The 24,169-nt window shown below is 63.0% G+C and carries 24 protein-coding genes, 1 tRNA gene and 1 riboswitch; of the genes, 7 read left to right on the forward strand and 18 right to left on the reverse strand.

Annotated elements, in window-relative coordinates; translation table 11 throughout:
- Nucleotides 1-143: 143 nt before the first annotated feature.
- From ACWNC0_RS07810 to ACWNC0_RS07825, 4 genes are all read right to left on the reverse strand, one after another.
- Nucleotides 144-953 (reverse strand): undecaprenyl-diphosphate phosphatase, encoded by an 810-nt coding sequence (locus ACWNC0_RS07810; RefSeq protein ID WP_449470765.1) that lies wholly within the window; start codon nucleotides 951-953, stop codon nucleotides 144-146.
- Between the two features lie 174 nt (nucleotides 954-1,127).
- Nucleotides 1,128-2,075 carry a complex I NDUFA9 subunit family protein gene (locus ACWNC0_RS07815; protein WP_449470767.1) on the reverse strand — a complete coding sequence of 316 codons (948 nt, stop codon included), beginning with the start codon at nucleotides 2,073-2,075 and terminating at the stop codon, nucleotides 1,128-1,130.
- An 89-nt stretch (nucleotides 2,076-2,164) separates the two neighbouring features.
- Nucleotides 2,165-2,743: a TMEM165/GDT1 family protein gene (locus ACWNC0_RS07820; RefSeq protein ID WP_449474569.1), complete on the reverse strand. Its 579-nt coding sequence runs from the start codon at nucleotides 2,741-2,743 to the stop codon at nucleotides 2,165-2,167.
- 100 nt (nucleotides 2,744-2,843) lie between these two features.
- Nucleotides 2,844-2,972, reverse strand: a riboswitch (yybP-ykoY riboswitch).
- A gap of 53 nt (nucleotides 2,973-3,025) precedes the next feature.
- Nucleotides 3,026-4,525: a pectate lyase gene (locus ACWNC0_RS07825; RefSeq protein WP_449470768.1), complete on the reverse strand. Its 1,500-nt coding sequence runs from the start codon at nucleotides 4,523-4,525 to the stop codon at nucleotides 3,026-3,028.
- Between the two features lie 286 nt (nucleotides 4,526-4,811).
- Here ACWNC0_RS07825 and ACWNC0_RS07830 point away from each other — a divergent pair, with 286 nt between their 5' ends.
- Together ACWNC0_RS07830 and ACWNC0_RS07835 are read left to right on the forward strand one after the other, a co-directional pair.
- On the forward strand, nucleotides 4,812-5,936 hold the full coding sequence (locus ACWNC0_RS07830) for a hypothetical protein (RefSeq protein ID WP_449470769.1): 1,125 nt from the start codon (nucleotides 4,812-4,814) through the stop codon (nucleotides 5,934-5,936).
- Between the two features lie 33 nt (nucleotides 5,937-5,969).
- Nucleotides 5,970-6,413, forward strand: coding sequence for a DMT family transporter (locus tag ACWNC0_RS07835; protein WP_449470771.1), 444 nt, complete (start codon nucleotides 5,970-5,972; stop codon nucleotides 6,411-6,413).
- 27 nt (nucleotides 6,414-6,440) lie between these two features.
- Here the strand turns inward: ACWNC0_RS07835 and ACWNC0_RS07840 are convergent, their stop codons facing one another.
- The 11 genes from ACWNC0_RS07840 to rpsM all read right to left on the reverse strand — a co-directional run bounded on the left by ACWNC0_RS07840 (nucleotide 6,441) and on the right by rpsM (nucleotide 18,041).
- Nucleotides 6,441-7,142 carry an HAD family hydrolase gene (locus ACWNC0_RS07840; protein ID WP_449470773.1) on the reverse strand — a complete coding sequence of 234 codons (702 nt, stop codon included), beginning with the start codon at nucleotides 7,140-7,142 and terminating at the stop codon, nucleotides 6,441-6,443.
- Nucleotides 7,143-7,153: 11 nt separating this feature from the next.
- Nucleotides 7,154-8,143 carry a UbiA family prenyltransferase gene (locus ACWNC0_RS07845; protein ID WP_449470775.1) on the reverse strand — a complete coding sequence of 330 codons (990 nt, stop codon included), beginning with the start codon at nucleotides 8,141-8,143 and terminating at the stop codon, nucleotides 7,154-7,156.
- Between the two features lie 573 nt (nucleotides 8,144-8,716).
- Complete coding sequence (rmuC, locus tag ACWNC0_RS07850; protein ID WP_449470777.1) at nucleotides 8,717-10,150, reverse strand: DNA recombination protein RmuC; 1,434 nt, start codon at nucleotides 10,148-10,150, stop codon at nucleotides 8,717-8,719.
- Between the two features lie 71 nt (nucleotides 10,151-10,221).
- Nucleotides 10,222-11,394: an aminotransferase gene (locus ACWNC0_RS07855; protein WP_449470779.1), complete on the reverse strand. Its 1,173-nt coding sequence runs from the start codon at nucleotides 11,392-11,394 to the stop codon at nucleotides 10,222-10,224.
- Nucleotides 11,395-11,596: 202 nt separating this feature from the next.
- Nucleotides 11,597-13,156 carry a glutamine-hydrolyzing GMP synthase gene (guaA, locus tag ACWNC0_RS07860; protein WP_449470781.1) on the reverse strand — a complete coding sequence of 520 codons (1,560 nt, stop codon included), beginning with the start codon at nucleotides 13,154-13,156 and terminating at the stop codon, nucleotides 11,597-11,599.
- Between the two features lie 42 nt (nucleotides 13,157-13,198).
- Nucleotides 13,199-14,452, reverse strand: a complete 1,254-nt coding sequence (locus ACWNC0_RS07865) for a TCR/Tet family MFS transporter (RefSeq protein WP_449470782.1) — start codon at nucleotides 14,450-14,452, stop codon at nucleotides 13,199-13,201.
- A gap of 175 nt (nucleotides 14,453-14,627) precedes the next feature.
- On the reverse strand, nucleotides 14,628-15,194 hold the full coding sequence (locus ACWNC0_RS07870; protein WP_449470784.1) for a hypothetical protein: 567 nt from the start codon (nucleotides 15,192-15,194) through the stop codon (nucleotides 14,628-14,630).
- Nucleotides 15,195-15,378: 184 nt separating this feature from the next.
- Complete coding sequence (gene rplQ, locus ACWNC0_RS07875) at nucleotides 15,379-15,804, reverse strand: 50S ribosomal protein L17 (RefSeq protein WP_449470786.1); 426 nt, start codon at nucleotides 15,802-15,804, stop codon at nucleotides 15,379-15,381.
- A 224-nt stretch (nucleotides 15,805-16,028) separates the two neighbouring features.
- Nucleotides 16,029-17,090 carry a DNA-directed RNA polymerase subunit alpha gene (locus ACWNC0_RS07880; protein ID WP_449470787.1) on the reverse strand — a complete coding sequence of 354 codons (1,062 nt, stop codon included), beginning with the start codon at nucleotides 17,088-17,090 and terminating at the stop codon, nucleotides 16,029-16,031.
- 118 nt (nucleotides 17,091-17,208) lie between these two features.
- The gene (rpsK, locus tag ACWNC0_RS07885) at nucleotides 17,209-17,598 is read right to left on the reverse strand and encodes a 30S ribosomal protein S11 (protein ID WP_004208752.1); all 390 of its coding nucleotides are present in this window, start codon (nucleotides 17,596-17,598) and stop codon (nucleotides 17,209-17,211) included.
- 74 nt (nucleotides 17,599-17,672) lie between these two features.
- Nucleotides 17,673-18,041, reverse strand: coding sequence for a 30S ribosomal protein S13 (rpsM, locus tag ACWNC0_RS07890; protein ID WP_007707977.1), 369 nt, complete (start codon nucleotides 18,039-18,041; stop codon nucleotides 17,673-17,675).
- Nucleotides 18,042-18,454: 413 nt separating this feature from the next.
- Here rpsM and ACWNC0_RS07895 point away from each other — a divergent pair, with 413 nt between their 5' ends.
- Nucleotides 18,455-18,979, forward strand: a complete 525-nt coding sequence (locus ACWNC0_RS07895) for a hypothetical protein (protein WP_449470792.1) — start codon at nucleotides 18,455-18,457, stop codon at nucleotides 18,977-18,979.
- 558 nt (nucleotides 18,980-19,537) lie between these two features.
- Here ACWNC0_RS07895 and ACWNC0_RS07900 read toward each other — a convergent pair.
- The 3 genes from ACWNC0_RS07900 to ACWNC0_RS07910 all read right to left on the reverse strand — a co-directional run bounded on the left by ACWNC0_RS07900 (nucleotide 19,538) and on the right by ACWNC0_RS07910 (nucleotide 20,597).
- The gene (locus tag ACWNC0_RS07900; RefSeq protein ID WP_449470794.1) at nucleotides 19,538-19,822 is read right to left on the reverse strand and encodes a 3TM-type holin; all 285 of its coding nucleotides are present in this window, start codon (nucleotides 19,820-19,822) and stop codon (nucleotides 19,538-19,540) included.
- Complete coding sequence (locus ACWNC0_RS07905; protein WP_449470796.1) at nucleotides 19,815-20,354, reverse strand: glycoside hydrolase family 108 protein; 540 nt, start codon at nucleotides 20,352-20,354, stop codon at nucleotides 19,815-19,817. Before ACWNC0_RS07905 ends, ACWNC0_RS07900 begins: the two co-directional genes overlap by 8 nt.
- Nucleotides 20,355-20,520: 166 nt before the next feature.
- Nucleotides 20,521-20,597: transfer RNA gene (locus ACWNC0_RS07910), tRNA-Pro, on the reverse strand.
- A 185-nt stretch (nucleotides 20,598-20,782) separates the two neighbouring features.
- Here ACWNC0_RS07910 and yajC point away from each other — a divergent pair.
- The 4 genes from yajC to ACWNC0_RS07930 are packed head-to-tail and all read left to right on the forward strand — an operon-like array spanning nucleotide 20,783 to nucleotide 24,124.
- Entirely contained in the window at nucleotides 20,783-21,118 is a 336-nt protein-coding gene (gene yajC, locus ACWNC0_RS07915) for a preprotein translocase subunit YajC (RefSeq protein WP_196225079.1), read from the forward strand.
- A 7-nt stretch (nucleotides 21,119-21,125) separates the two neighbouring features.
- Entirely contained in the window at nucleotides 21,126-22,724 is a 1,599-nt protein-coding gene (gene secD, locus ACWNC0_RS07920) for a protein translocase subunit SecD (RefSeq protein ID WP_449470798.1), read from the forward strand.
- A gap of 18 nt (nucleotides 22,725-22,742) precedes the next feature.
- Nucleotides 22,743-23,729, forward strand: a complete 987-nt coding sequence (gene secF, locus ACWNC0_RS07925; protein ID WP_449470799.1) for a protein translocase subunit SecF — start codon at nucleotides 22,743-22,745, stop codon at nucleotides 23,727-23,729.
- A gap of 53 nt (nucleotides 23,730-23,782) precedes the next feature.
- Nucleotides 23,783-24,124 (forward strand): MTH938/NDUFAF3 family protein, encoded by a 342-nt coding sequence (locus ACWNC0_RS07930; protein ID WP_449474570.1) that lies wholly within the window; start codon nucleotides 23,783-23,785, stop codon nucleotides 24,122-24,124.
- The last annotated feature ends 45 nt before the right edge of the window (nucleotides 24,125-24,169 follow it).

Genomic DNA, 24,169 nt, shown 5'->3' on the forward strand with positions numbered 1-24,169 from the left:
TCAGGGCTCACATAGCAGAAAAACCGCCAAAGTCACGCGGATTCGAGCATAAAGGTCATGATAGCTGACCTAAACTGAGACTATTTCCAGCACGCTTGATCGAGCGGGCGATCGGTAAGGCTAAATCTATGACCGATTCGGTCCTACCTCAACCACAGCCATATGAGCGCGCCCGTCCCAGCGATGATCCGATACCAGGCAAAGGGGACAAAGCCCTGCCGAGAAACCAGGCCAACAAACCACCGGATAACCAGCAGCGCGACGATGAAGGACACCACAAAGCCCAGCGCGATGCTGCCCCAGCCCACCGTGGCGGAGGTCACGTCGCTACCCTTTTTCAGCAGCTCCAGCGTCGATGCGCCCAGCATCGTCGGGATAGCCAGAAAGAAGCTGAACTCCGCCGCCGTCCGCCGCTCGACGCCCAGCGCCAGCGCGCCCATGATTGTCGCGCCCGACCGGCTAACCCCCGGGATCATGGAAATGCACTGGATGAACCCGATGCCGATCACTCGCGCCAATGGGATGTCGGCAATGCCGTGAAAGCGGTTATCCTTCGCCATCCGCTCGATCGCCAATATGGCGATGCCGCCGATGATCAGCGCCCAGGCAACCACCTGAGGCGCACCCAGCAGCACTTCGATATAATCATGCATCGCCAGCCCGACCACGACGGACGGCAGAAAGGCGACCAGCAGGTTGCGCAGAAACCGCCAGCTCATGGGTTCCTTGCGCAGCAGCCCCATCGCCACCGCCCAAAACGTCCGCCAGTACAGCACCACCACCGCCAAAATCGCGCCCAGCTGGATGATGACGTTGAACATCGCCCAAGTCGCCGCGTCATAACCCAGCAGTTCGCTCGCCAATATCAGGTGCCCGGTGGAGGACACGGGCAGGAATTCGGTCAGCCCCTCGACGATGCCAAGCAGGATGACCGTCAGAAAATGGAGGTCCATGGGCGGCTCTGGTCCTTGAACTGGAAAGGGAAATCCGCGCGGAACCCGGCGGAGGAAAGATCGCGCTTATTGTGCAGATGCGGGACGCGCGTGCAATGCACGGCAACGCTCATCGCCGCGCCATCCCGTCATTCCATCGACAGCTGGCAGGCGGCGATGGCTCGCGCGCTCAGGTCAGGCCTTGACGCGCCCGGCGAAGCGGCCATGGCGGCGGTAGCGGACCAGCCAGCTATCGGCGATCGCCTCCATCGGCGTGGGGGACACGCCCAGATCAGCAAGACCCGGCATGCCCGCCGACACGATATTGTCCTTCTGCAACATCGCATATTGATCCCGCGTGATCGGCGCGCCCGGCAGCCAGCCAAAGCTCGCGATGGTCGATGCGATCGGCGCAGGCACCGCGATCAGGCTGCGATGGCGGCCAATGGCCTTGGCGATCCAGCTGTTCAGCTCCATCATGCTGAGCTGTCGCGGGCCGCCCAGTTCGAATGTCTTGCCGCCGTGAAGGCCGGGGTCCGCTGCCGCGTTGACGATCGCCTGCGCGACGTCGGCGACATAAACCGGCTGGAATTTCGTATCGGCGCCGATCACCGGAACCACCGGCAGGCGGCTGATCAGCTCGGCGAAGCGGTTGAGGAACTGATCTTCCGGCCCGAAGATGATCGAAGGACGAATGATCGTCGCGGCAGGGAAAGCTGCCCGAACCGCCGCCTCGCCCGCTGCCTTGGACCGTCCATAGGCCGAAGGGCTCTCCGCATCCGCGCCGATGGCCGACACATGGACCAGCGCCTTGACCCCGGCTTCCGCCGCGGCCTTCGCTACATTGGCCGCGCCGTCATGATGCGATCCTTCCAGGTCGCCGCTCAGCACGCCGACCAGATTGATGACGATATCGCTCCCCGCAATCGCCCGTGCGACGCTCTGCGCATTCCGAATATCGGCCGCGACAAGCTGCTTCTGCCCCAGCGCGCCCAGAGGCTGGATGCGAAAAGCGCTCGCCAGGTCGCGCTGGGCTATGCGCACCCGCGCGCCGCGTTCCATCAGGGCCTGGGCGACCTGTCGGCCAAGGAAGCCGCCGCCGCCGAACACCGTAACCAGATTGTCCTTCATCACGCGTTCCATGCCTGTCCTGCTTGGGGAAAATGACTTAGCTCCCCTTGCAACAGCCGCCGCCCGCTGACAACAGCCGGGCGGCGGTCCCTGTTCCTTTTTTAACCGATCCAGCCTTGCAGGTCCGCGATCATCCACAGCCCAAGGCCCAGGAACAGCAGCGCCGCGCCGATCTGCAACGCGCGCATCGGCACCTTCTTCGCCAGCGCTTCGCCAAACAGCACCGCAGGCACATTGGCGATCATCATGCCCAGCGTCGTGCCCGCCGTCACCGCCAGCACATTGTCGAACTGCGCGCCCAGCGCCACCGTCGCGACCTGCGTCTTGTCGCCCATCTCCACCAGGAAGAAGGCGATCAGCGTCGTTCCGAAGACCCCCGCCTTGGACGGCGCTTTCAGTGGCTCGTCCTCATCGATCTTGTCGGGGATTAGCGTCCATCCCGCCATCGCGATGAAGCTCGCCGCCACGGCATAGCGGAACCAAGGCTGCGTCAACACGCCCGCGATCGAATGCCCAACCAGCGCCGCCAGGAAATGATTGGCCATCGTGGCGAACAGGATGCCGAAAATAATCGGCACTGGCTTCCTGAAGCGGGTGGCGAGCAGCATAGCCAGCAACTGCGTCTTGTCGCCCATCTCGGCGAGCGCGACCAGTGCGGTAGAGGTGAAGAGAGCGTCCATCGATACTATATCCGGGGCCGGGCGAAGGGTTGAAGACGCAATGCCACCGCCTCTTCCCGCCCGGCCGGACAGGGAAGAGCCGATGCCATTGGTCTCGCCCGATACGGCCCGCTCAAGGCGTTCGCCTTGGCTTCCCATATCCCGCATGCCACGGCCTCTCGGCCAAATATGTTGACATACGGCCCGTTCGACTAAGCGAACGGCTGGCTACTCCCCAGATGACGGCCTGCCTTTAGGAGAGATTGGTGGTGTATGCAATGGCGGGAAGGGCGGGGGAGGGCTTCACATCATCGCCGCTCTCAAAAGGCCGCCCAGCCCAGCGAGCGCGGCGACGGTCAGAGCGACCACCCACGCCGTAACAGTCCGGGGTTTGTCTTGATCTTCCTGTCTTTCCGCGAGGCTGGAGCCCGCCAGCGCCTGGCGATGCGCATAATCCAGAAATTCGTCGAGATTGCTCCACCCGTCGCGGTTCGCATCTTCCCAGGCGTCGTTTCTGGTCGCGTCGGTGCCGTTCGCCTTTTCCCATTGGTCGGACATGCCGTCTCCGTCGGAATCCGCATAAGGCGTTCCATCGGCTATCTCGGGAAGGATGCCGGGCTCATGGCGGATCTTGCCAGTGCCCTGCCTCACCTCCTTCACGATCCGTGTGTCCACAGTATCGCGGGGAAAGGCCCCGGCCGTCGTCAGCGCGCGATGATAGGCCTGCCTGGCGTCGATGACCGGGGCGCCGATGGGACATGACGGCGTCTGCACCATCGCTTCGCGCACATAGGGCGGCGGCTCCCGGACGATCCTGCCATCGATATAATTGCCCGCCTCATATATCTGCGCGCGGCCGGTCGAATTCACCGACTGGCGAGCGATAATGTATCGCCCGGGCACCATATTGGGTCCAGCCTTGAAATAGTTTCCCACGATATTGACGGGGCTTCCGCCATGCTGTTCCCAAACTTCGACGAAATCGGAACGCGCATTGTAGATAAGGTTGTTGACCACATCGACGCAGGAACCGGGGAAGAAGTTGACGTCAGGATTCCTGTCGCCGTTATGGGCGCAGATATTGCCGATGAACGTCAATTTCTGGCTGCCTGTGGCATCGCTGCTTAGAAGCGCGCATTTATCGTGCCGACGCAATCCCTCGGCAAGAATGGAATTGGATATCGTTATATTGTCGTTCTGCCCCTGACCGCCGACGGTTTCATCCTCGGACCACGACACGCTGACATGGTCGATGATGACGTTGCTGCTCTTCTCGAAGATGATCCCGCTGTCGGAAGCGCGCGTGTCCCCCCGATTGTCCAGCCGCACCCTGATGTGGCGAATGATGACATCATGCGTATTTTTGGCGACAAGGGGCGTCAGACCGTATCGGCCGCCCGCATGCGTGATCAGGATGCCGCCGCCGGGCGCCGTCTGCCCCGCGATCGTGATATAGGGATTGCGGATCACCGGCCGCTCGGTCGTCCAGCGGATGACCCCGCCGACCCGGAAAACGCATGTGCGCGGCCCCCGCGAATCGATGCAGGCCCGCAATGTTCCCGGCCCGCTGTCGGCCAGGCTCGTCACCGCTATGATCGCGCCGCCTCGCCCGCCCTGGGTGAACCGACCATAGCCGACCGCTCCGGGAAAGGCCTCCAGGGTCCTGGCCTCGGCGGCTACGGGCATGATCACCAGCAATAAGGCGACCGCTTTCGGCAGACCCCAGGCGCGCATCGACAGCTCCCCGCCCGCGGGCAAGGGATGCCGCCTGATGTGCCCGGCGGGAACGATTTCCCCGGCCATGCCTGTTTCTCGCGCCGATTTCATGCCCCGATGATCACCAAAGCGCCGCAAATCGAAACAACTATTCCGGACCTATCCGGGGAGGAAAAGCGATCCCCCCAAGGAGTGGCCTTTGTCCGAAATCGCAAGTGTGGACCCAGTGGGGCTCCTGTAGAAAATCGGGATGGATCAAAGCCATGGGAAAGTTTCGTGACCGTCCGCCGTGCTCTGCGCGCCATCACGATCAACCTGTCCCGGCCGATGATCTCCACGGCGGCGCTGAACTGAGGGATGGTGGGGGATGGCCTTGGAAATGCACTCTAAGGAACGGCGCGGCGGAACCTACCTCGCCCCGATATTCATGGCCACCATGCTCGTGGCGCTTGTCCTGCCGATGTTCTTCGAGGTCTATCGAACCGTCTATTATGGCACGATGTCCTATGATGACTATTCGCGCTATTTGCTGTGGGTGCTGGGCGAGCCGGGCGGGAAGATCCCACCCAGCCCGCACGTATACCGCATCGGTTCGGTAATCCTCGCCGCACCCTTCTACCAGCTGCCGGTCATCCTGTTTTCGGGTCAGGGCATTCATCACGCGCCCGTCATGATGCAGCCGGAATATGTAAGGGCCTTGCAGGCGATGTGCGCGGCCAACGCGGCTTATGCGGCGATATCCGCCTGCCTTGTCGGCCTCTATCTCGCCTTCTGGCGCAATGTTTCGGTGGGCTGGGCCTTTTCCGCCACCCTCATCTTCCTCTTGCTGACCCGCTATCTCGGCATGGGCTCCGCCGACGGCATAGCGACGCTGCCGCTCGTGATCGCGGCCATCGCGATGATCGAGCGCAGGATCGCCATCTTCGCCGCCGCCGTTATCCTGGGGACCATCGTCAATGAAAAGGTGGCGCTCATCGCCTTCTTTGGCGCGAGCCTCCGCATGCTGTTCGTGGTGGAGCATCGCAAGGTCTATTTCGTCATGGCATGCGTCGCCGCCGTCGCGCTGGCAGCCTATGCGGCGACGGTCCTCACCCTCGCCATGCCGGGCCTCGACAATCAACGGGATCCCGGCACCTATGTTTCGGGGATGATCCGTTCGATCCGCCATCTTTTCGGCATGAAGGGTGCCTATCAGAATCTCTGGCCCCCGATCGTCGTGATCATCCTGTGGTGGACCGCAATTCGGCCGAGCCGGGACCCGATGGTCTATTTTTGCGACATCGGCGGCGTCATCGCCTTGTTCCTGTTCGCGCTGGCGCTGGACGTCCAATATAATGTCGGCCGCATCGTGATGTTCTCGATGCCGCTGTTTCTGCTTGGCGCTGTGGAGAGCATGGCGCGGTCGCGACTGGGCGCGGCATCAGATACCTCGAACCGTCCGGTGCGTGGTGCGGCAAAATCCTCCGCCCCGATCGCGGCATTTCCCGAACATTCCTAAGGCATCAGCGGCGGCGAAAAGGAAAGGCGTTTTATGGCAAAGGCAATGCTCCTCGGACTGGTACTTGCAAGCGTCTTCCTGTCTGCGGCGGCGCAGTTGATCCTGAAGATCGGCATGTCGAGCGCGGCGGTGCAGAGCGCTCTGGCCCAGCCGGAGCAATCGCTGTTCCGCACGGCGATGGTGATCGCGACCTCGCCTCTGGTCATCCTCGGGCTCAGCTGCTTTGTGCTAAGCGCGCTCATATGGTTGCTGGTTCTGGCGCGCGTCGATCTCTCCACCGCCTACCCCTTCATCGGGCTGGGCCTCGTCATCACGGTGGCGTCGAGCTATTTCATCCTTGGTGAGCCGATATCGACCACCAAGCTTGTCGGCGTTGCGTCTATCGTCTTCGGCGTGGTGCTGATCGGCTTCTCCGTCTCCCCGACGGACAAGCCGGAACAGCTTTCCGGGAAGCTCGAACAGGCGTCCCGTCTCTGATTCCCGGTCCCCACGAGAGGACCATCATCACGCCATTTTCATGAGCAGCGGCTGAAACAGCGCGTCGCCGAAGGAACGGAACCGCTCGACCTCGCCTGATGCGCCCCGCGACAGGATCAGCGCGCGCATGTTCAACCGCGCGGCCACCGCCCAATCCCGTTCGACCCGATCGCCGATCAGCACCGCGCGATCGGCTGCGACACCCGACAGGCGCAACAGCTTTTCAAGACCTGCTGGATCGGGCTTGGGACGGCCAACGTCGGGATCAGTGGCCGCGACGATATAGTCGGCGGTCAGGTCCAGCGCCGCAAGTTTCGCGACCGCGGGATAATCCGAAAAGATCGCGATCCGCTTACCCTCGCGCGCTATCGCCTGGAACAGCTGCTGGATACCCGGACGGCGGCAGGCGGCAAGCATGGACAGCGGCCGCTCTTCCATCCATTCAGCGACCAGCCCGCGCACCTCTTCGGGGGTGCAGCCCCTCTCGGCCGCCGGAATGCTGTATTGATCGGCCAGGAAATCCTGCGACCCTTCGGCCAGCGCCTCGCGACAACGGCGAAAGGAACGCAGCGTCAGCAGCGTGTCCAGGCTTCGCCGGGCGATCGCATCCCGCAGCAGTGCCGCCAGCATCCGCGCGCGCAGCCACCTTTGATCGTAGAGCGTGCCATCCATGTCGAAGATGACGAGGTCGATCGCGCTCCAATCGATCGGGATGGACTGCGCCGCCATGCCGGACCCGATCAACCGACCTTGATGAGATAGGGCTGCGACAGCGAACTCAGCCACGGCAGGTCGACAAAGGTGGCGACCACCACCGCCAACACGGCAAGGCCGGTCGCGGCGAGCAGGCGGCGCGAACGGAACAGCCGTTCCGGCCGCTGCGCCACCGATCCCTGCCGCAACGCCAGCCACATATAGATGGCGAACAGGCCCGCGATGAAGGGAAAGGCGATGATATATTCAAGACGATATTTGATCAGGAACACCGCAATGAAAAAGGCCGACAGCATGGCGTAGAGGAAGCAGGATACGGTCAGGTTCTCGCTCGTATAGCTGCGGAACGACTTGCGATAGCGGTGCAGCATCTCGACGCCCTGATCCGCGACGACATCGCGATATTCGCTCAGCCGCTTGGCGCCCATCAGGAACGCGCCGCCTGCCCAATAGGCGATGAAAAGGCTGGCCGGGGGCAGGGCGGTCGGGTCCACCATGGCCCAGCCCAGCACCAGACGGATCGGATTGTTCACAGACTCGCTGATGACATCCAGATAGACCTTGTCCTTCGTCCGGATCGGCTCGACATTATAGCTTATGCCAGAAAGTCCGAACGCTACCGAGGCGACGAAGAACAGCTGCCCCAACTGATAGCCGAGCAACAGCCCGAGCAGCAGCAAGGCGAGATATTCGGCATAGACCAGCGTCGGCGAAAGCGCCTGATGAACCGCGGTGCGCTGCGACTTGACCGGATGAAAGGCGTCAAAGTCCCGGTCCAGCCATTCGTTGATCACATAATTGGCCGACGCGATCAGGATGGCGCTCGCAAACCCCAATAGCAGGCGATCGATCGACAGATGCGCCGCGCCATGGTGGACAGCATAGGCCAGCACAATGCCAGGGATGATAAAGACATGCTTCGTCATATGGTCGAAGCGCGCGATCGAAAGATAATCGCGTAGCGACGCCTGGGATGCAATGGCGCCACGGGCGGTGGCGTCAGACTGGTTGATCATCACTTACTGCTCCTTCGGGGCATGCAGATAAGCTCATCCCGTTCGCGGCATTGGGCGGCGAAACGGGCGTTACTTGCTGTCCATTATCGTCCACGATGTTGCCGATATTATTGCCATAGGGGCCTGGGTCAGGCCAGAGGCGCCCCCGGTTCAAAGGGGGCAGAAGCGCGACGCATTTGGATACGGATCAGAGGCATTCTGTCCCGAAAGAGCCTTGACCCATATGGCAATTCCGGGCGGCAGGATGACCGACCCCCCCGGCTCCGCAAGTGGGCAATCGCGGCGCAACCCGAATCTCCGGCGAGCCGTCAGCGGCATTGACCGCAGGGGCGCATCCCCGTGGGCTTATCAGCCCATCAGGAACGATAGCAAAGTCGTCTAAAGCTTTTTCAAAGCGGATGGCATCATCCGCTGGCTCAGAAAATGCGGGAAAAAAGACAAATGGAGCATGATCCGATTCAGCCTGATTGGATCATGCTCCAATCGCGCTGGGAAAGCCTGCCGCACCCTTGTCAGCCGGTGTCGGCTACTTGTTCACGATAACCGGAACCAACAGGCCCCGGCCGACAAGCCTCACTCCGCCGCGTCTGCCACGGCCTCGGGTAACGCCCGTACCGCCTCGGGCGAAGCAGGCTCGCGCACCAGCGCCTCTACCGGCTCAAGCTCCTCCAGCTCGCGCCCGCCCGTCTCGATATTGAGGTCACGCAGCTTGCGCCCGGTCACCAGCACGCGTCCCTCGAAGCTACCGACGAAGCTGTTATAATCGCTCACCGCCCCGGTCAGCCGGTTGCCCAGCTTCTTGAGCGACCCCGCCGCAGCCGCCAGCCGTTCATACAGCTCCTTGCCCAGCGCGCCGATCCGCTTGGCTTCGTCGGCCATCTTCTCCTGCCGCCACACCGCCGCGACCGTGCGGGCGATGGCGATGAGGTTGGTGGGCGTCGCCAGCAGCACCCGCTTGCCGAAGGCGTGATCCCAAAGCTGCGGATCATGCTCCAGCGCCGCCGACAGGAAATGCTCGCCCGGCACGAACATGATGACATAATCCGGCGCTTCATCGAACTGGTCGGCATAGCTTTTGCGCCCCAGCGTCTCGACATGCGCGCGCATCGCGGCGGCATGGGCGGACAGCAGCCGCTTACGCTCCTCCTCACCATCGGCGCCATAGGCGTCCTGATAGGCGTTGAGCGATACCTTGGCGTCGATCACCAGAGCGCGGCCGCCGGGAATGCGCACGATCGCGTCAGGCCGCAACCGCCCATCCTCACCCTCGACGCTCACCTCGGTGCGGAAATCGACATGTTCGGACAGCCCGCACGTCTCCAGCACGTTGCGCAACTGCTGCTCGCCCCAGCGGCCGCGCGCCTTGGGCGCATGGCGCAGCGAATCGACCAGCCGCTGCGCTTCGGCGCGCACGGCTTCCTGTCCCGACTTCATCGATTCGATCTCGCCACGCAAGATGCCGTAAGCCTCGGTGCGCTGCTGTTCGATCTGGCTGATCTTCTGGTCGTACCGCTGGATCGTCTCATTGACCGGGTGCAGCAATTGCTTGAGCTGCGCCTCGCTCTTCTCATGCGCCTGCGCCAGCCGCTGATCGGCGCGCTCCAGGAAATGGCTCTGCGCCTGATGCAGCAGCTTGCCGCCAATCTCGCTGAACTGCGCCGACAACTGCTCCTTCGCGTCCTTCAGCGCCACGATCTGCGCCTCGAAAGCCTCGGCCCGTGCCTGCGTGTCGGATTGCAGCGCCGCCAATTCCCGCTCGGCAAGGCCCCGCGCCGCCCGCTCATCCTCCAGCCGCTGCGCGAGGACGCCCGCCTGCGCCGCCCGCTCCTGCGCCACCACAAGTTCTTGCAAGGCGCCATTACGCTGCGCTTCCGCCTGCGCCAGCTTCGCAACAAGCTCGGCCTTTTCCGCCACCAGCGGCGCCATTGCCTTCCCACGCAACAGCCAGCCCAGCGCCAACCCTGCGATCAGGGCGGCCAGACTGAGGATGATGGCAAGGCTGTCCATTAATGATCCCCCGATGGAACGAAAGGTGAACTTAGCGGCCGTCGCACGGTGCCGCAAGCGCTAGTTGTGCCTCACCCGAGCATAAGGCGAAAACGGCCAAGCCGCGCGATCGCCTCATCGATCACCGCATCGCTTTTGGAAAAGCAAAGCCGCACCAGATGCGTGACCGCCGCGTCCGGATAAAATGCCGATATCGGAATGGCTGCCACGCCCGCTTCCTCGATGATCCGTTCGCAAAAGCCGACATCGTCGAGCGCGATCCCGGAAGCGGCCAGATCGACCGTGACGAACCAGGTGCCTGCACTCGCCTGCACGTCATAGCCGACCAGCCGCAAGCCATCGACCAGTCGATCGCGCGACGCCTGATAACCCGCCCGCATGTCCGCAAACCACGCTTCCGGCTTGGCCAGCCCCTCCGCCACGGCCCATTGCAGATTGGGCGGACTGGTGAAGGTCAGGAACTGGTGCGCCCGGCCCAACAGCCTCGCAACCGGCGCCGCCGCACACATCCAGCCGATCTTCCAGCCGGTGACCGAAAATATCTTGCCCGCCGATCCGATCTTCACCGTGCGTTGGGCCATGCCGGGAAACCGCATCAACGGCTGATGGACCCGGCCATCGAACGTCACATGCTCCCACACCTCGTCGCAAATGGCGATCAGGTCATGTTGCGCGCAAAAGGCCGCCAGCATGGCCAACGCCGCCTCGTCCATCACGCTGCCGCTGGGATTGAGCGGATTGTTGAGGATCAACAGGCGCGTGCGCGGCCCCACCGCCGCCTCCAGCGCCTCGCGCGTCACGCGCCAGTCAGGCGGGGTCAGCCTGATCACCCGCGCCACCCCGCCCGCGCGCTCCACCAAAGGCAGATAGGCATCGTAAAGCGGCGCCAGTAGCAGCACCTCGTCCCCCGGCTGCACCAGCGCAAACAGGCTGGCCGCAATCGCCTCGGTCGCGCCGGAGGTGATGATGATCTCTTCCGGGGTTAACGCCAGCCCCTGATGCCGCCCATAATGCGCCGCCACTGCCGATCGCAATTCCGGCAGACCACCGCTTGGCGGATATTGGTTGGACCGGGTCATCAGGGCGTCGGCGGCGGCGCGCAATATGTCCTCCGGCCCCTGCGCGTCGGGAAAGCCCTGGCCGAGGTTGATCGCCCCCGTATCCCGCGCGCGGGCCGACATTTTCTCGAAGATCGTGGCGGGCATGTCCCGATAGACGGGATGGCCAAGAGGCACGCTGGTCATCGCGTCAGCCTAAAGCCTACCATAGCCCGAGTATAGCGGGGGCTTGAAAAGCAGAGCCCACACTCCCCACCGTTCGGGCTGAGCCTGTCGAAGCCCTTCACTTCAGATGGAGGAAACGCCGTCGCTCAAGGGGTAAACGCGCGGCACCTTACGGTGCCGAATAAACCGGATGGCCGTCCCCCGGACGGTCATTCAATCCGGTTTATTCCCACTCAATTGTCCCCGGCGGCTTGGACGTAAAGTCATAGCATACCCGGTTGATACCCTTGACCTCATTGATGATCCGCGTCGCCACCCGGCTGAGGAACGCCGCATCGAACGGATAAATATCCGCCGTCATGCCGTCGGTCGATGTGACCGCCCGCAGCGCGCACACACTGTCATAGGTGCGATGGTCGCCCATCACGCCCACCGTCCGCACCGGCAGCAGCACGGCAAAGGCCTGCCAGATCGCGTCATAGAGACCTGCGTTACGGATTTCCTCCAGATAGACCGCGTCAGCCTTGCGCAGGATATCGCACCGTTCCTTGTTCACCTCACCCGGAATGCGGATGGCAAGGCCGGGACCGGGGAAGGGATGGCGGCCGACGAAAATCTCCGGCAGCCCCAATTCACGACCCAGCGCGCGCACCTCATCCTTGAACAGTTCGCGCAGCGGCTCGACCAGCTTCATGTTCATGCGATCGGGCAGGCCGCCGACATTATGATGGCTCTTGATGGTCACCGAAGGCCCGCCGGTGAAGCTCACGCTCTCGATCACGTCGGGATAGAGCGTCCCCTGCGCCAGGAAAGCCGCGCCGCCGATCTTCTTCGCCTCATCCTCGAACACGTCGATGAAGGTCTTGCCGATGAACTTGCGCTTGGCTTCCGGGTCGGTGACGCCTTCCAGCCCCTTCATGAACAGCGTTTCCGCGTTCACATGGACCAGCGGAATATTATAGCTGCCCCGGAACAGCGATACGACCTGCTCAGCCTCGCCGCTGCGCATCAGGCCATGATCGACGAAGACGCAGGTCAGCTGGTCGCCGATCGCCTCATGGATCAGCACCGCTGCGACCGCGCTATCGACGCCGCCCGACAGGCCGCAGATCACCTTGCCGTCGCCCACCTGCTCGCGGATTTCGGCGATCTTGGTCGCGCGGAATTCCGCCATCGTCCAATCGCCCTTCAGGCCGCAGACATGCCGCACGAAATTGGCGAGCAGCTTGGCGCCATCGGGCGTATGCACGACTTCGGGATGGAATTGCGTGGCGTAGAAGCGCTTTTCCTCATTCGCCGTCATGGCAAAGGGCGCACCCTCGCTCACCGCCACCACTTCAAAGCCCGGAGCCAGCTGCGTCACCTTGTCGCCATGGCTCATCCACACCTGATGCCGCTCACCCTCGGCCCACAGGCCGTCGAACAGAGCGCAACGCTTCTTGATCTCGATGAAGGCGCGGCCGAACTCGCCGCTTTCGCCGCCTTCGACATTGCCGCCCATCTGCTGCATCATCGTCTGCTGGCCATAGCAGATGCCCAGGATCGGGATGCCCGCGTCAAAGAAGCTTTGCGGCGCGCGCGGGCTGTCTTCCCACATCACCGACGAAGGGCCGCCCGACAGGATGATGCCCTTGGGCTGCATCCGCTTGAATGCGGCATCGGCGCTGTTGAACGGCGCGATTTCCGAATAGACGCCCGCCTCGCGCACGCGGCGCGCGATCAGCTGCGTCACCTGGCTGCCGAAGTCCACGATAAGGATGGAATCCTGAAGGGGCAGCGTCATCGAATCGCCTTTATGAGCCGAGAGAAATGGGATTGGGCGCGGTTAGTGCGCTTGGCCCCGCTTGTCCAGCGAAGGGACGTGCTGCGCCCGCCCCGCCGCCCAGCCGAGCAGCGCCGCGCCAGCCAGAACCGCCCCGGCGATCAGGAACGGGCTGCCGATGAAGGGCAGCATCGGCTGCTCGCCCACCGACAGGCTATAGACAGCGCCAAAGAAGATCGGTGACAGAACCCCGGCGATCGATCCGACGCTGTTGTTCGCGCCCTGCAACTGCCCTTGCTCGGACTCCGAAACGCGTTGCGTCATCAGCGACTGGATCGTGGGCATGGCGAGCCCCCACAGCGCATTGGGGAACACGGCCGCGATGAACAATGCCTCCGTGGACGCCAGGCCCATGGCCGCCAACCCCAGCGCGCCAAAGGAAAGTCCGATGATCATCGTCCGCCGATCGCCCAGTCGCTTGGCCATTGGCCCGACAAGCAGTCCCTGCACGCTCATGTCCAGTACCCCGACCAGCGCGAACAATGTGCCGACCTGCCAAGGCCCCCAGCCATAACGATCGCCCGCATAAAGAACGAACACCGCCGAAAACAGGTGATGCGCGAAATGGAGCAGGAAGTTGACGGTGGCGAGGCTCGATAATTCGGGATGCGACCTGAGCAGTTTCAGCGCGCCGAACGGATTGGCCCGCTTCCACGAAAAGGCCATCCGCTTTTCCGGCGCGAGCGACTCAGGCAATATGACGAGGCCATAGAGGAAGGCGAGGGCGGAAAAACCCGCCGCCGCCCAGAAAGGCGCCCGCACGGAAATCTCCCCCAGCATGCCGCCCAGCAGCGGCCCGGCGACGAACCCACCGCTGAACGCCGCGCCGATCAGCCCATAGCCTCGCGCGCGCTTCTCGGGCGGCATGATGTCGGCCATATAGGCGAAGGTGGACGTGAAGCTGGACGAGGTAACCCCCGCCAATATGCGCCCCAGCGCCAGCCACCACAGATTGGGTGCCAACGCCATCAGCAGGAAGTCCAGCGCCAGCCCGGCAACGGAAATCAGGATCACCGGCCGCCGCCCGAAGCGATCGGACAGCGATCCAATGATCGGCGAACACAGGAACTGCATCACCGCCCACAACGCCACGAGCAGCCCGTTCCACAAGCCCGTGCCCGTGGTCGATCCGGTCAGCTCCTCGATCAGTTGCGGCACGACCGGAATGACGATCCCCATCGACATGACGTCGAGCATCGCCGTCAAAAGGATGAACGCGATGGCGGCGGTACGGGGCGGGACGGGCGGCGGGGACATGATGGCTCCTCGCGCTGCGACGGCCTTAAGCCTTCAAAAGCAGAAGACGCCACCAGCTCAGCGCATGCATTGGATCGGGGACTCTCCTGACGCGCTCGGTTCAATCACGCCATGACGAAGCCCGACCTCCTAGCGGCTTCGCTGACCGAAAAAAAGGGGTTTGCTCCGGCCCCGGCTATCGCGCCGCCGGGTTCCGGGAAAATTGGAGATTGGCGATCCGGCCATTCTGCACCGAACAGGTGAAATGGAGCGTCCGGCCGTCCTCCGACCGCCAGCTGGAACGGGCATCGATGTCACCCTCGACCTGATAGCGCCCACGCGTCTCCACCGGCTCCTGCACCTGCCGTACCTCGGCAAAGCCGCCGTCCCGCTCGGCCTCGTCACGGGCCGCGACCGCGCATTCGGTGATCGCCTCCTCGCGTTCCCGGTCGACCCGCGCGTCTTCAGCCCGCTCGCCCGGACGGGCATAAGCTTGATTGCGCGAAGGGGAACCGGCCTGCTCGTCCACCCCGCCCGTCACATCGGAAAAATCATCGTCCGCCCGCTGCTGCGCCTGGGGCTGGCTGCCCCGCTCCTCGCCGCCGGTCACATCGTCATCCGCATAAGGATCATCCCGCGCCTGCCGGTCGCTCGCGCCAGGATAGCCATAATCCGGTTGCGTCTGTGCGTGGACCACGCTGCCGGGCACCAGTGCGGCCACGCCCAGCATCGCTGCCGTCATCCAACCCGCCTTGCCGGTCATCCCATCACTCCATGTCAGCTGCGCGACTTGTCTAGGCTTGACCGGCTGTCGCACGGCTGAACGTGGCCGGGGCATCGTCGAGGCAGAGGTAGGTGGCGCAAAAACAAAACAGGCCGCAGCTCCATCGAGCCGCGGCCTGTTTCGATTTATCCGGCCGCCCCTAAAAGGCGCGCCTTGCCCTTGATCAGGCCGCTTCCAGCTCGTCCGCGTCGGCGTTCTGGACCGGACCGGAATCCTTGCCCTTCGCATCGACGTCGCGGTCGACCAGCTCGATGATCGAGATCGGCGCGGCGTCCGAAGCGCGGATGCCGGCCTTGATCACTCGGGTATAGCCGCCGTTGCGATCCTTGTAACGCTCGGCCAGAACTTCGAACAGCTTGATCAGCTGCGTGTCGTCCTGAAGACGGGCGTGGGCCAGACGGCGGTTCGACAGGCCACCCTTCTTGGCGAGGGTGATCAGCTTTTCGACGTAGGGACGCAGTTCCTTCGCCTTGGGCGTGGTCGTCAGGATCTGCTCATGCTTGATGAGCGAAGCCGCGAGGTTGCGGAGCAGCGAGTTACGATGCCCGGCGCTGCGCTGCAGCTTACGATGACCAACCTTATGACGCATATCTCTTTCCTTCCGTTCGTTAAGGGGCCGTTTCAGGTACCCCAGACCAGGCGGTGTTCAGGGCCACCGCCTCTTGCCCTTTCAAATCCTCCCTGCGCGAAGCGTGGGGAGGGGGACCGGCGAAGCCGGTGGAGGGGACGTCGCGTAAGCGACGGTTGCACCGTCGCCCCCTCCACCACCCTGCGGGTGGTCCCCCTCCCCATCTTGCGATGGGGAGGATCAAATCAGCCCAGCAGCTCTTGTTCGAGCTTCTTGGCCATTTCCTCGATATTTTCCGGCGGCCAGCCGGGGATGTCCATGCCCAGACGCAGGCCCATGGACGACAGCACTTCCTTGATTTCGTTCAGCGACTTGCGGCCGAAATTGGGGGTGCGCAGCATCTCGGCTTCGGTCTTCTGGACCAGATCGCCGATGTAGATGATGTTGTCGTTCTTGAGGCAGTTTGCGCTGCGAACCGACAGTTCCAGTTCGTCCACCTTCTTGAGCAGGTAGCGGTTGATCTGGTTGGTGTCGCTCTCGCCCTCGGCGGCAGCAGCCGCAGCGGTGCCAGCAGCCGGAGCGGCCACGGGCAGCGCGTCTTCGAAGTGAACGAACAGCTGCAACTGGTCCTGCAGGATGCGGGCAGCATAGGCCACCGCGTCTTCCGGCGTGACGGTGCCGTCGGTCTCGACGGTCAGCGACAGCTTGTCATAGTCCAGTTCCTGGCCGACGCGGGTATTGTCGACCTTGTAGGCGACCTGACGCACCGGCGAATAGAGCGCGTCGATCGGGATCAGGCCGATCGGCGCGTCGGCCGGACGGTTGGCGACGGCGGGGACATAGCCCTTGCCGACGTCAGCGGTCAGTTCCATGTTCAGCGTCGCACCCTGGTCCAGGTGGCAGATCACCAGGTCGGGGTTCATCACTTCGATGTCGCCAACGGTGGTGATGTCACCGGCGCGCACTTCGCCCGGACCAGTCGCGGACAGCTGCAGGCGGCGGGGACCGTCGCCTTCCATGCGGAGCGCAACCTGCTTGATGTTGAGGACAATGTCCGTCACATCTTCACGCACGCCGGCCAGCGACGAAAATTCGTGGAGCACGTTCTCGATCTTGATCGAGGTGACCGCCGCGCCCTGGAGCGAGGACAGAAGAACCCGGCGCAGCGCGTTGCCGAGCGTCAGGCCGAAACCACGCTCCAACGGTTCGGCAACGAAAGTCGCCTTCCGCTTGCCGTCGCCCGTCGCCTTGATCTCAAGGCTGTTGGGCTTCTTCAATTCCTGCCAGTTCTTCATGTTGACAGTCATGTATTTCCCCTGGGGATAGGCCGGAACGTTTGAAATCCTGAACCCGACAGGACCGCTCGGCGATGTAGATGGGTTAGCGGGCGGCGCGTCCGCCGCCCGGAAAACTCAAGCGCAGCGGTTAGACGCGGCGGCGCTTGGAAGGACGCACGCCATTGTGCGGGATCGGCGTCACGTCGCGGATCGATGTGATGTGGAAACCGACGGCCTGCAACGCGCGCAGAGCCGATTCACGGCCTGAACCGGGACCCTTAACTTCGACTTCCAGGGTGCGCACGCCATGTTCGGCAGCCTTGCGGCCAGCGTCTTCGGCGCAGACCTGAGCGGCGTACGGGGTCGACTTGCGGCTGCCCTTGAAGCCCATCATGCCGGCCGAGGACCAGCTGATCGCATTGCCCTGGGCATCGGTGATGGTGACCATCGTGTTGTTGAAGCTGGCGTTGACGTGCGCGACGCCGGCCGAGATGTTCTTGCGCTCGCGCCGCTTAATGCGCTGGGGTTCGCGTGCCATGTTGCTCTATCCTACTGAAATCGTTGAAAGCGGAAGTTACCGGAGGGCCATGCCGAAAGGTTGACCCTCAACGATTACTTCTTCTTGCCGGCGATCGGCTTAGCCTTGCCCTTGCGAGTGCGCGCATTGGTGTGCGTGCGCTGACCGCGAACCGGCAGGCCCTTGCGGTGACGCAGGCCGCGATAGCAGGCCAGATCCATCAGGCGCTTGATGTTCATCGCGGTTTCACGACGCAGGTCACCTTCAACGGTGAGGTCGGCGTCAATGGCTTCGCGGATCTGCAGGACTTCGGCGTCCGACAGGTCCTGAACGCGGCGGCTGTGATCGATGCCCAGCTTGTCGGCGAGGTCGACGGCGGTCTTGCGGCCGATGCCGTGGATGTAGGTGAGCGCGATGATCACGCGCTTGTTGGTCGGGATGTTAACACCCGCAATACGTGCCATGGTAATCTGTACTCCTGCTCCACGGGGCGGTTGGCGCCACCCCATCTCAAAGCGTCCGGGCCGAGCCCTAGAAGGACTTCGGCCGATTCGATAGCCCCCGAGACGCAAAAAAGACGGCCAGTGCCATGCACTGCCGCTCACCAGCGTGTCCGGGATGCGTCCGCCCCTAGCGATTCGGCGGGAAACTGTCAATTGGCAAGGGTGTTTAGGGCTGCGTTCTAGGGATAGCACACTCCTGCTCCCCCTCCCGCATGCGGGAGGGGGCCCGGGGGTGGGCCAGCGCAACGCCGATGTGACGAAAGGAGTGCTACTCGCGTTCTCCTTCCGGAGAAGGGCGTATATTGCCACCCGCCAGCCCAAAAAATGCATTTCCCGGTTGAACCCGTTCCACCCCCTCGGGCATTGAGTGGCACATGCGCATATTCCCCGCCTCCGCCATCCTCGCGTCCCTGCTCCTCCTCCCCGCCTGCGTCGGCGCCCCAGAAGCGCCCCCGCCGCCAGCTCCGCGCCCTGCGCCCGCGCCCTCGGCAAGGTCGCCTCTACCCGTTCCCGGACCGGTCGAATGGCAATATCGTCCCGCGACGCCCGGCAACTGGAGCTACCGCGCGGAAGGGTCGGGATCCGTCGCGACCTTCGCCAGCCCCGCATCCGGCACGCTGCTTTCCTTGCGATGCGATCCCGCCGCAGGCCGGATCAGTCTTCTGCGCGCCGGGACAGGGAAGGGGAACGTCACCCTCCGCACCAGCTATGGCGCGGTCAGCTGGCCCGCCACGCCGAATGGTTCGGGAACCCTCGCAGTCCGCGCCGCCAGCGACACAGTGCTGGATCAGATTGCCTACAGCCGGGGCCATTTCGCCGTCGAGGTGCAGGGGCTCGAAACCCTGATACTGCCCGCCTGGGCAGAGGTCGGCCGGGCCATAGAGGACTGCCGTCGCTAAAGGGTCGGTTTCCGACCGCTTGCCGTACATCTTGTGGGGGGATCGACTGAAAAGCACCAGATCGGCTTTTCAAGCGGACGCGCCATTATGATTCGAAAAAAGAATTTTACAAGTCTTGATCATGCTTCCCGTCTGATTCACAGTCCATGTCGTGGCCAGGTCAAAAACGGTTTTCCAGGGCGGGCTGCGCGGGCTTTAACAAGCGAAAGGAGGTGATCCGATGTCTCATGGTTCAGCAGTGAGGTCGGTCAAGTCCATTCGGGAAACGCGCCGCTGAGCGACGTCATAACGTCGGTTTTTACAGACATTGAAACAGCCTCTGCCGCGACCAGTCGCGAACGGGCTTCCTTTGTCTGCAAAGATAGCGCGATCAACGTTTCCGTGTGGCGGCACTTCCGGCCGCTGTGACCATGTCAATGATGGGCCGCTGGGACTTATCTACCCAGCGGCCCCTCTCATTTTTGTGGCTTTGAGCGCGACCTAGTTCCCTCGCCCCTTTAGGGGAGAGGGTTAGGGAGAGGGGCTGCGCAACGCCCGATCCGAAGCGCAACTCTCCCCCTACCTCTCCACCCCCTTAACCTTCCCCCACGTCCGCGCCGCCGTATATCCAAGATACCCCGTGCCAAACAGCGCATAGAGCGGCTCCGGCAACGCCTCGAAATAGCCCCGCATCGCCCGGACGATCGCCGCCGCCCCCTCCGGCCACATGCCCCCGATCAGCCCCACCGGCACCGACCACAGCAGCAGGGCGTACATGACGTATAGAAAGGCTGGCCGCGCCCGCAGCGTCCAGCGATCGGCGCGCCGCCTCCGATTGCCCGCAGCCGTCCCGCCTCTAACCAAGTCGGTTCGCCAACCAGCCGTAGAGGAAGGCCTCGTTCGCGGGCCTGCTCTCCGCCAGCGCCAGATAACGTTCCCCTTGCAGGGCCTCGATCGCCTTCAGCAGCACCTTCTCCCCCGCTTTCCCGCGCAGTGCCATGAATGCGCTCAGCCCCGCCAGCGTCTTGGCGCCGATCGTGCGGTCGATCTTCAGGTCGGGATAGTCCTTCTGATTGCGATTAAGCGCGTTGAGCGCCCGTTGCAGGAAGCCGGTCGCCGTGCCCGGCCCCATATTCACCGCGCTGTCGAACAATTCGGCGGCGATGTCCGGCGCAACCTCCGCGACAAAGGCATAGCCCGGCCGTTCCCAGTAAAGCCTTCGGCAGATCGTCTCGGCCAGCTCTCGCGGCAATTTCCGCATATCGCCCGCATAGCCATTGGCCCGCGCGACGGCCTGGGTGATTCCGAAATTCGTAGGCCCGCCCCGATCCGCCGGATGATGGGAATAGCCACCTTCGCGCGCGATTACCTCGTCAATCAGTGCCGAAATATCCATGAACCCGCCTCCCTCGTCGAATGAGGCAGGGCATTTATCCCATTTGGTTAGCTGTAGGACAGCAAAAATTCGCGCCCAACGCGAGAAATAGGAAAAATAGGATTTTAGGGGAGGGGAAGGGCAATCCGCAAAAATGCGTTCTTCTCGCCACTTCCTTCATGATTTTTGGTCGGGACGAGAGGATTCGAACCTCCGACCCCCACACCCCCAGTGTGATGCGCTACCAGGCTGCGCTACGTCCCGACCGGAGCGGCGGCACATAGAAGCATGTTTGAGAACATGCAAGCGTTTCGGCGCGCGCTTTTTGCCGCTTTCTTCCTTCCCTAATCATGTTGCCTCCCTATCCCGATCTGTGTTAGCCGCGCGCCTTTGATCCGCAGGCATTTGCCTGTCTGCGGCTGGACAAGAGATAAGGCGAAAGTCCCACCATGTTCATTACCCCAGCCTTTGCCCAGACCGCGGGCGAACAGTCGTCCGGTGCCTCCATGCTGGTGCAGATGGCGCCGCTCGTTCTCATCTTCGTCGTCTTTTACTTCCTTCTAATCCGTCCCCAGCAGAAGCGGATGAAAGACCATAAGGCGAAGATTGGCGCGGTTAAAAAGGGCGATCAGGTCGTGACCGGTGGGGGCCTTGTCGGCAAGGTAGCCCGCGTCGATGAATTCTACGTCGATGTCGAACTCGCGCCGGGCATGAAGGTGAAGGCGGTCAAATCGACGCTCACCGATGTTATCGATCCGGCGACCGCCAAGCCCGCGAACGACTGATCGGCCGATGCTGAACTTCTCGCGCTGGACTATCGCAGCGATCCTGCTGCCCCTGTTGATCGGCATCACCTGCGCCATCCCCAGCTTCCTGCCGGACCCTGCGGTTCAGCGGCTGCCTGGGTTCATGCAGACCCGAGTGAACCTTGGCCTTGACCTTTCCGGTGGTAGTCATCTTCTGCTCGAAGCATCGACGCAGGACGTGGCTAAGCAGCGCCTCACCAACATGGAGGAGCAGGTCCGCACCGAGCTTCGGCGCGGTAGCCCGCGCATCTCGGTCGGTGACATTTCCAGCCGTGACGGAAAGCTCAGCTTCATGGTCCGCGATCCCTCGCAGGTCGATGCTGCGGTGGAGCGTATCCGCCCGCTGACGCAGGGCGCGGGCCTCACAGGGCAGCGCGACTTCAATGTGGAGGTCGTCAACAGCTCGACGATCGTGATCACGCCGACCGAGGCAGGGATCGACAATGCGGTCAAAAGCGCGATGGAGGTGGCGACAGAGGTCATCCGCAAGCGCATCGACGAAATGGGCACGCGCGAGCCGACCATCCAGCAGCAGGGCGGCAATCGCATTGTCGTGCAGGTGCCCGGCCTTCAGAATCCGAAGGCATTGAAGGATCTGCTTGGCCAGACCGCCAAGCTGGAATTCAAGCTTGTCGATACCAGTGCCAATCCATCCGAAGTCGCGCAGGGCCGCGCGCCGGTCGGCAGCGAAGTACTGCCTTATCCGGGCAACCCATCCGGCGTTCCGGCGATCGCGGTCAAGCGCCAGGTCATGGTGTCCGGCGAAGACCTGACCGACGCGACGCAGGGCTACGACCAGAACAACCAGGCGATCGTCAACATCCGCTTCAATGGGTCAGGCGGGCGCAAGTTCGGCCAGGTGACTTCCCAGAATGTCAATCGGCCCTTCGCCATCATCCTGGACGGCCAGGTCCTGTCGGCGCCGAACATCAATGAACCGATCCTCGGTGGCTCCGCACAGATCAGCGGCAACTTCACCGTTGAAAGCGCCAACCAACTCGCCATCGCCCTGCGATCGGGCAAGTTGCCAGTCGCCCTGACCGTGGTGGAAGAGCGCACCGTCGGCCCACAGCTCGGCGCCGATTCAATCCGCGCCGGATTGTTGGCTTCGGTGATCGCGGTAGCTGCGGTCGCGATCTTCATGTTCGCCAGCTACGGCCGCTTCGGCATGTATGCGAACCTCGCGGTCGCCATCAACGTGCTCGTTATCCTTGGCGTCATGGGGATGCTGGGGGCGACGCTGACGCTTCCGGGGATCGCGGGCTTCGTATTGACTATCGGCACGGCCGTCGATGCCAACGTCCTCATATATGAGCGCATCCGCGAAGAACGGCGGCGCGGGCGCGGCGTGGTCCAGGCAATCGAGTTCGGCTACAAGGAAGCAAGCCGGACTATCTTCGAGGCGAATGTGACCCATGCGATCGCCGGCGGCATCATGCTCGCGCTCGGCTCCGGCCCGGTCAAGGGCTTCGCGATCGTGCTATTGATCGGCATAGCGACCAGCGTGTTCACCGCCGTCACCTTCACCCGCCTGCTCGCGTCTCGCTGGCTTCGTGCCAAGCGTCCGACCGAGATCCACATTTAAGGGGCCGGGAGAAAACCCATGAAACTTCTTAAGCTCGTCCCTGACAATACGAACATCGGCTTCGTAAAGCTGCGCCATTGGGCGTTCGCCCTTACCGCGCTGCTGACCGTGCTCGCCGTGGGCGCGACGATCCATCGTGGCCTCAACCTTGGCGTCGATTTCGTCGGCGGCCTGATGATAGAGGCCCGGTTCCAGCAACCGGCGCAGCTCGATCGGGTTCGCACGACGATTGACCGGCTCGGCGTAGGTGATGGATCGCTGCAACAGTTCGGCGATCCCAAGACCGTACAGATCCGTCTGCCGCTACCCGAAGAGGGCGGAGCAGGCGCAGCCAATGCGATCGTCGAAAAGGCGCGCAAGGCGCTGACCTCTGAATTTCCCGGTGTTACCTTCTCCCGCTACGACACAGTGTCGGGTAAGGTGTCCGGCGAGTTGATCCAGAATGGCGTGCTGGCGGTGATGCTGGCGGTGATCGGCATCGCTATCTTTTCCTGGTTCCGCTATGAATGGCAGTTCGGCGTGTCCACCTTCGTGGCGATCATGCACGACGTTCTTATGACTCTCGGCTTCTTCGCGATCACCCAGCTGGAATTCGACCTGAACATCGTCGCTGCCGTCCTCACGATCGTCGGCTACTCGATCAATGACAAGATGGTGATCGACGACCGTATCCGCGAAAACATGCGGAAATATCGCAAGATGGATATGAAGGCACTGATCGACCTTTCCGTCAACGAAACGCTGCCTCGAACCGTGATGACGTCGCTCACGATCATGCTCGCCCTGGGCGCGCTGTTGCTGTTCGGCGGTCATGTGTTGCGTGGCTTCACCGCTGCCATGATGCTGGGCATCGTCGTCGGCACCTATTCATCGGTATATGTTTCGTCGTCGCTGCTGATCACGCTGGGGCTCTCGCCGCAGCTGACGGAACGGAAGGCGGGCAAGCCGAACATCGCCGCCCAGGCAGAGCGCATGGGTCCGCGTGATGACGGGGCGCGGCCCTGACTGACAAGCGCACTGGTATCGAGGTCCGCCGAGATGAGACGGGGCAGGGGCCGATCGTAACCGGTTTTTCGGGCAGAGGCTTTCGCGTCAGGGATGACGTCTTTCCCGAAGGGCTGTTGCTCACCCCGGTCCGCGCATCGAAGTGGAGCGAGGCGCCCTCTTCGGAGAAGCTAACGCTTGCCTCCCTGGGTGACCTGCTGACGATCGATCCCCTGCCGGAATTTCTCTTGCTCGGCACCGGGGGAGGTTTGCGCCAGCCGCCTCGGGTTTTCGTTCGCGAACTCGAAAATATGGGCATCGGCGTGGAAGTGATGGACAGCCGTGCCGCAGCCCGCGCCTGGGGCGTGTTGCGGGCCGAAGAGCGCTGGATCGTGGCGGCCTTGCTCCCGCTTTGACGGGTGCGGCGCTCGGCAGCGCGCTATGTCATTGGCTTTTCTGGC

The sequence above is a fragment of the Sphingobium chungangianum genome (genome assembly GCF_977014255.1).

Bases quoted from the DNA above. Each gene is read 5' to 3' on its own strand.
- ACWNC0_RS07815 (WP_449470767.1), bottom strand. From the start codon at position 2,075: ATGGAACGCGTGATGAAGGACAATCTGGTTACGGTGTTCGGCGGCGGC.
- ACWNC0_RS07870 (WP_449470784.1), bottom strand. From the start codon at position 15,194: ATGACCGGCAAGGCGGGTTGGATGACGGCAGCGATGCTGGGCGTGGCC.
- ACWNC0_RS07880 (WP_449470787.1), bottom strand. From the start codon at position 17,090: ATGACTGTCAACATGAAGAACTGGCAGGAATTGAAGAAGCCCAACAGC.
- rpsM (WP_007707977.1), bottom strand. From the start codon at position 18,041: ATGGCACGTATTGCGGGTGTTAACATCCCGACCAACAAGCGCGTGATC.
- ACWNC0_RS07840 (WP_449470773.1), bottom strand. From the start codon at position 7,142: ATGGCGGCGCAGTCCATCCCGATCGATTGGAGCGCGATCGACCTCGTC.
- ACWNC0_RS07820 (WP_449474569.1), bottom strand. From the start codon at position 2,743: ATGGACGCTCTCTTCACCTCTACCGCACTGGTCGCGCTCGCCGAGATG.
- ACWNC0_RS07855 (WP_449470779.1), bottom strand. From the start codon at position 11,394: ATGACCAGCGTGCCTCTTGGCCATCCCGTCTATCGGGACATGCCCGCC.
- ACWNC0_RS07825 (WP_449470768.1), bottom strand. From the start codon at position 4,525: ATGGCCGGGGAAATCGTTCCCGCCGGGCACATCAGGCGGCATCCCTTG.
- ACWNC0_RS07810 (WP_449470765.1), bottom strand. From the start codon at position 953: ATGGACCTCCATTTTCTGACGGTCATCCTGCTTGGCATCGTCGAGGGG.
- ACWNC0_RS07895 (WP_449470792.1), top strand. From the start codon at position 18,455: ATGCGCATATTCCCCGCCTCCGCCATCCTCGCGTCCCTGCTCCTCCTC.
- secF (WP_449470799.1), top strand. From the start codon at position 22,743: ATGAAACTTCTTAAGCTCGTCCCTGACAATACGAACATCGGCTTCGTA.
- secD (WP_449470798.1), top strand. From the start codon at position 21,126: ATGCTGAACTTCTCGCGCTGGACTATCGCAGCGATCCTGCTGCCCCTG.
- ACWNC0_RS07845 (WP_449470775.1), bottom strand. From the start codon at position 8,143: ATGATCAACCAGTCTGACGCCACCGCCCGTGGCGCCATTGCATCCCAG.
- guaA (WP_449470781.1), bottom strand. From the start codon at position 13,156: ATGACGCTGCCCCTTCAGGATTCCATCCTTATCGTGGACTTCGGCAGC.
- ACWNC0_RS07835 (WP_449470771.1), top strand. From the start codon at position 5,970: ATGGCAAAGGCAATGCTCCTCGGACTGGTACTTGCAAGCGTCTTCCTG.
- ACWNC0_RS07865 (WP_449470782.1), bottom strand. From the start codon at position 14,452: ATGTCCCCGCCGCCCGTCCCGCCCCGTACCGCCGCCATCGCGTTCATC.
- rmuC (WP_449470777.1), bottom strand. From the start codon at position 10,150: ATGGACAGCCTTGCCATCATCCTCAGTCTGGCCGCCCTGATCGCAGGG.
- ACWNC0_RS07905 (WP_449470796.1), bottom strand. From the start codon at position 20,354: ATGGATATTTCGGCACTGATTGACGAGGTAATCGCGCGCGAAGGTGGC.
- rpsK (WP_004208752.1), bottom strand. From the start codon at position 17,598: ATGGCACGCGAACCCCAGCGCATTAAGCGGCGCGAGCGCAAGAACATC.
- rplQ (WP_449470786.1), bottom strand. From the start codon at position 15,804: ATGCGTCATAAGGTTGGTCATCGTAAGCTGCAGCGCAGCGCCGGGCAT.
- yajC (WP_196225079.1), top strand. From the start codon at position 20,783: ATGTTCATTACCCCAGCCTTTGCCCAGACCGCGGGCGAACAGTCGTCC.